The organism is Chloroflexota bacterium, from assembly GCA_011322445.1.
Taxonomy (GTDB): domain Bacteria; phylum Chloroflexota; class Anaerolineae; order Anaerolineales; family DRMV01; genus DRMV01.
In genome coordinates, this window is record DRMV01000034.1 from 1 (window position 1) to 5,082 (window position 5,082).

The following is a 5,082-nucleotide window of genomic DNA, read 5'->3' on the forward strand; positions in this document are numbered from 1 at the left end:
GCATCGCCGGGGACAATGTGGGGCTGCTGCTGCGCGGTATTGGCCGCGACGAAGTGGAGCGGGGGATGGTGGTGGCAGCGCCGAAGAGCATCACGCCGCACAAGAAATTCAAGGCGGAAGTGTATGTGTTGAAGAAAGACGAAGGTGGGCGGCACAAGCCGTTCTTCAACGGGTACCGGCCGCAGTTCTACATTCGGACGACGGATGTGACGGGGACGATACAGTTGCCGGAAGGGGTAGAGATGGTGATGCCTGGCGACAATGTGAACATGGTGGTGGAATTGCTGAAGCCGGTAGCGTTGGAGCAGGGCAGCAAGTTCGCCATTCGCGAAGGTGGTTTGACGGTGGGCGCTGGCGTGGTCACCGAGATTCTGGACTAAAGGTGTGGTATGGCTAAGAAAAAAGGTGTGCGCATTGTGATTACGCTGGCCTGCACAGAGTGCAAGGAGCGTAACTATACGACGGAAAAGAACCGGCGCAACGACCCGGCGCGGCTGGAGTTGCGGAAGTACTGCCCCCGCTGCCGCCGGCACACCTTGCACCGCGAAACGCGCTGAGCCGTGGTATAATCCGTGGGGGGGGCGTTCCCCCTGTCCCTCCCACGTTCGTAGGCCAGTAGCTCAATTTGGAAGAGCACCGGTCTCCAAAACCGGCGGTTGGGGGTTCGAGTCCCTCCTGGCCTGCCTTCGGATGACGCCGCTGTCAAGGCGGCGTTTTATCCGTAAGTAGGTGTTGTGATGCTTCCCTGAAGGAGTCGCCTGTGGCGAAGAAAAAGACGCAAACCCGCAAACAGCGCAAGGAAGCGGCTGCCCGTCGGCAGGCGGCGCAACCCGGTGCCGGTGCAGCAGGTGCTCCCGCCGCTGCACCTAAAACGCCGGTGCGCAAAGCTACTGCCCGCAAGCCTGCTCGCAAGCAGCCCAACGCGATCGAGCGTTTCTTCCGCGAAACGCGCGGCGAACTGAAAAAGGTCACCTGGCCGACCCGAGAGGAAGCCTGGCGGCTCACCGTGGTGGTGACTGTGGTGACCGTGTTCATGGCGGCCTTTTTGGGCTTCTTCGACTGGCTTTTCACCAAATTGTTTGCGCTGATTTTAGGCTAACCCCGCCTGCAACGGGGACGACGAGGTTGTGATGGGAATGGAAGAAGAACGCGTGGTGCCCCAGCCGGAAGAGGGCGAAGCCGCTGAAGTGCCTTCCGCAGAGGAAGTGGCCGAAGCCGAGGTGCAGCCTGTGGCGGCGGAAACCGAAACTGAAGGTGAAAGCCCCAAAGCGGAAGCCGACGACGGCCGCGCCTGGTACGTCGTGCATTGCTATTCCGGCTATGAGAACAAGGTGCGCCACAACCTGGAACAGCGCATTGAATCGATGGGGATGAAAGACAAAATCTTTGACGTTATCGTCCCCACGGAAGAAGAGGTCGAAGTCAAAGACGGCAAGCGCCGCACCGTCGAGCGCCGCATCTTTCCTGGCTACATCCTCGTGAACATGATTTTGAGCGAGGATTCGTGGTACGTCGTGCGGAATACCCCCGGCGTGACGGGCTTTGTGGGGATGGGTGATGAGCCGACCCCCCTACGCCCGGAAGAGGTGGCGCAAATTCTCAAGCGTATGGAATCCGAAACGCCCCGCGTCAAAGTCACCTTCCGTCCCGGCGAGCGGGTGCGCATCGTGGAAGGCCCCTTCCACGATTTCCGGGGTACGGTCGAGGAAATTGACATGGAGCGCGGCAAAGTCCGGGTGCTCATCAGCTTCTTCGGGCGCGAAACGCCCGTGGAGTTGGATTTCCTGCAAGTGGAAAAGGCCTGACCTCACGGTCAGGTGTGGGAGGGCTTCCCAAAACAAGCCCGCTAAGACCACAATAAGGAGTCAATGATGGCAAAGAAACTCAAGGTTGTAGTCAAACTGCAAATCGAGGCCGGTAAGGCCAACCCCGCGCCGCCTATCGGTCCGGCGCTGGCGCCGCATGGTGTCAACCTGATGGCTTTCTGCAAGGAATACAACGCTCGCACACGCGACAAGATGGGCGAGGTAATTCCGGCAGAAATTTTCATTTACACCGATGGTTCGTTCACCTTCAAGTTGAAGAGCCCGCCTGCTTCTGTGCTGCTCAAGAAGGCCGCAGGTGTTGAAAAAGGCTCTTCTGTGCCCAATCGCGAGAAGGTGGGCAAGGTGACCCGCGCCCAGGTGCGCGAAATTGCGGAACTCAAGATGAAAGACCTCAACGCCCATGACATCGAGGCCGCCATGCGCATGATTGAAGGCACGGCGCGCAACATGGGCATTGAGGTGGTGGACTAACCCCGTGGGAGGGCGCAAGCCCGTTTGCACCACCAGGAGGAACTCATGGCAAAGCGTGGAAAGAAATACCTGGAAGCCGCCAAGAAAATTGACCGTCAGCGGCTGTATTCCCCCGAAGAAGCCATCAAACTGGTCAAGGAAACTTCTTACGCCAACTTCGACGCCACGGTGGAATTGCACATGCGTCTGGGCGTTGACCCTCGCCATGCCGACCAGCAGGTGCGCGGCACCGTGGTGCTGCCGCATGGTTTGGGCAAGCAGGTGCGGGTACTGGTTTTTGCCCAGGGCGAGGGTGCTCGTCTGGCGAAAGAGGCCGGGGCCGATTTCGTGGCCGAAGACGATGAACTCATCCAGAAAATTCAGCAGGGTTGGACGGACTTTGACGTGGCCATTGCCACCCCCGACATGATGGGGAAAATCGGCCGGTTGGGGCGTGTGTTGGGCCCGCGCGGCCTGATGCCGAACCCGAAAGCAGGCACTTTGGTGCCGGCGGAAGACATTCCGCGCGCGGTCAAGGAAGCCAAGGCCGGCCGTGTAGAATTCCGGGTCGACAAAGGCGCCAACCTGCACGTGCCGATTGGCAAAGTTTCCTTTACGGAAAAGCAGCTGTATGATAATATGGCCTCCATCGTCGAGGCGGTCAAAAAAGCCCGCCCGGCTGCAGCCAAAGGTACTTACATGCGGCGGGTGGCGTTGGCCCCCACGATGGGCCCGGGTGTGCGGGTTGACCCGACCCTTGCTCAGGCCATGGAGGCGCCGGAGTAGCCTCTCTGGCTTTCTAAAAAGTGAACAACGGTGGACTTCGCCGAAGAAAGCAGGTGCTGTCAGGCTTAATACCCTGCCGAGGTGGAGACGGACAAACCCTTTGAGGGCTTTGCGCGGTCTTTGCCTCGCTTCGGCAGGCAAAGACCGTTTGTTTTCCCCGCGAGGGGCATCCTCAGCGAAAGGAGGTAACTGCGTTTGGCACTGACCAGAGAACGCAAACAGGAACTGATAGCGCAATATGAGGCGTTGCTGAGCGACAGCCAGGCCGTGGTCATGACGACCTACCTGGGACTCACGGTTGCCCAAATTGAAGAACTGCGCAACGCCGTGCGCGAGGCTGGCGGCCGTTTCATGGTGGCAAAGAACACCTTGCTGAAACGCGCTTTTGAAGGTGCGGGCTATCCTGTGCCGGAAGAGGCGCTGATCGGCAGCACGGCCATTGCTTTTGCGTTGGAAGACCCGCCTGCTGTGGCGAAAGCCATCACCGACTTTGCCAAGAAAAGCGATTTTGTCGAGGTCAAGGTTGGTTTCCTGGGGCAAGAGATGATCTCCGCCGCCCAGGTGCAGGCACTGGCTTCGCTGCCGCCGCTGCCCGTCATGCGGGCGCAATTGCTGGGCACCATCATGGCGCCTGCCAGCCAGTTGGCTCGCTTGCTGGCCGAACCCGGCCGCCGAGTGGCTGCTGTGCTCAAAGCCTACAGCGAAAAGGAAGCCCCGACGGCTGCCTGATCGCACCCGATTTCACTCACCCTAAAAATTTTGCAGAAGGAGGCAACAAATCATGGCTGATTTGGAAAAACTGGTCGAGGAACTGAGCAGCCTGAGCGTGATGGAGGCTGCTGACCTGGTCAAGATGCTTGAGGAAAAGTGGGGCGTTTCTGCTGCTGCGCCCGTGGCCGTGGCCGCGGTGGCCGGTGGCGGCGCTGCTGCTGAAGAAGAAAAAGAGGAAAAGACCGAATTCGACGTCATCCTCAAGGAAACTGGCCCCAAGAAGATCGAGGTCATCAAGGCCATCCGCAAACTGACCTCCCTCGGTCTGAAAGAGGCCAAGACCGTCGCCGAAACGCCTGGCTCCAAGATTCTGGAAGCCGTCAGCAAAGAGGCTGCGGAAGAGGCCAAGAAGGAACTGGAAGCCGCCGGCGCCGTGGTGGAACTGGCGTAAGGCTGCTGCCTTTGAAGGCCGAAAGAAAGCAAAAGCGCCCCGGTCGAAGCCGGGGCGTTTTTTATTGCGGTTAGGCAAGCCGATGGTTAGTGGTGCACGTGGCCGTGGTCGAGCTCTTCCGGCGTGGCTTCCCGAATGCCGACGACCTTGATTTGGAAATTCAAGGTTTTGCCAGCCAACGGGTGGTTGAAATTCAGCACCGCGGTGTCTTCCTTGACTTCCGCGATCACCGCATCGAATACCTGCCCCTGATGGTCGCGCAATTGCAAGGGCGTGCCAACTTCAATGGGAATTTCGGGCGGGAATTCGCTCTTCGGGATTTCCACGAAGGCGTTGGGGTCTTCCTCGCCATAGCCTTCGGCAGGCGAAACGCTTACCGCTTTGCTCTCGCCTACGGCCATGCCGTATACCTCTTTCTCGAGGCCGGGGATGATGTGTCCCTTGCCCTGGATGAACTCGATGGGGCCGTGGCCTTCGGAGGAATCCACCACTTCACCGTCCACGGTGAGGGTATATTCCAGGCTTACGACATCGTTGTCGCCGACGACGCGTTTTTCTTGTTCGCTCATAACTTTCTCCTTCCGGAAATGTGACGCTTTGCCTTGCATTGCCCCCAGCGGGTCGGCGACCAGTTGGGTTGCAGTCAAAGCCAGCGTGCTTGGGATACACCCGCATTCTAACACAGAAACCCCGATTGTGTGGGGCAGGTTTGAGACGGGAGCACTCATAAGTTGTAGAATCAGGCAGCAAGGGGCCAGCCGGTGGTGGGAGACCAAGCATCGCTCAACCAGGCTGCTCGCGCTTTGGCGGTCATTTCAGCCCCGTATGGCGTCCATCGAGCACCGGCTCGTTTGAGCC

The 5,082-nt window shown here is 59.2% G+C and carries 9 protein-coding genes and 1 tRNA gene; 9 read left to right on the plus strand and 1 reads right to left on the minus strand.

All coding sequences use genetic code 11. The features are described 5' to 3' along the window. From tuf to ENJ54_07060, 9 genes are all read left to right on the plus strand, one after another. A partial coding sequence (gene tuf / locus ENJ54_07020) for an elongation factor Tu (GenBank protein HFC09582.1) occupies nt 1-380 on the plus strand: 380 nt, incomplete at its 5' end. Nucleotides 381-389: 9 nt separating this feature from the next. After that, on the plus strand, nt 390-557 hold the full coding sequence (gene rpmG, locus ENJ54_07025) for a 50S ribosomal protein L33 (protein ID HFC09583.1): 168 nt from the start codon (nt 390-392) through the stop codon (nt 555-557). A gap of 52 nt (nt 558-609) precedes the next feature. After that, nucleotides 610-686, plus strand: a tRNA-Trp gene (locus ENJ54_07030). A gap of 191 nt (nt 687-877) precedes the next feature. Next, a complete protein-coding gene (gene secE, locus ENJ54_07035) occupies nt 878-1,099 on the plus strand; it encodes a preprotein translocase subunit SecE (GenBank protein ID HFC09584.1) in 222 nt (73 codons plus the stop codon). A gap of 37 nt (nt 1,100-1,136) precedes the next feature. After that, nucleotides 1,137-1,805, plus strand: a complete 669-nt coding sequence (gene nusG, locus ENJ54_07040) for a transcription termination/antitermination protein NusG (GenBank protein HFC09585.1) — start codon at nt 1,137-1,139, stop codon at nt 1,803-1,805. Nucleotides 1,806-1,871: 66 nt separating this feature from the next. Beyond that, nucleotides 1,872-2,297 carry a 50S ribosomal protein L11 gene (gene rplK / locus ENJ54_07045; protein HFC09586.1) on the plus strand — a complete coding sequence of 142 codons (426 nt, stop codon included), beginning with the start codon at nt 1,872-1,874 and terminating at the stop codon, nt 2,295-2,297. A 45-nt stretch (nt 2,298-2,342) separates the two neighbouring features. Next, nucleotides 2,343-3,062, plus strand: coding sequence for a 50S ribosomal protein L1 (locus ENJ54_07050; protein ID HFC09587.1), 720 nt, complete (start codon nt 2,343-2,345; stop codon nt 3,060-3,062). Between the two features lie 189 nt (nt 3,063-3,251). After that, nucleotides 3,252-3,791: a 50S ribosomal protein L10 gene (locus ENJ54_07055; protein ID HFC09588.1), complete on the plus strand. Its 540-nt coding sequence runs from the start codon at nt 3,252-3,254 to the stop codon at nt 3,789-3,791. A 52-nt stretch (nt 3,792-3,843) separates the two neighbouring features. Beyond that, on the plus strand, nt 3,844-4,224 hold the full coding sequence (locus ENJ54_07060) for a 50S ribosomal protein L7/L12 (GenBank protein HFC09589.1): 381 nt from the start codon (nt 3,844-3,846) through the stop codon (nt 4,222-4,224). 86 nt (nt 4,225-4,310) lie between these two features. Here the strand turns inward: ENJ54_07060 and ENJ54_07065 are convergent, their stop codons facing one another. Continuing rightward, nucleotides 4,311-4,793: a peptidylprolyl isomerase gene (locus tag ENJ54_07065; protein HFC09590.1), complete on the minus strand. Its 483-nt coding sequence runs from the start codon at nt 4,791-4,793 to the stop codon at nt 4,311-4,313. Nucleotides 4,794-5,082 lie beyond the last annotated feature (289 nt).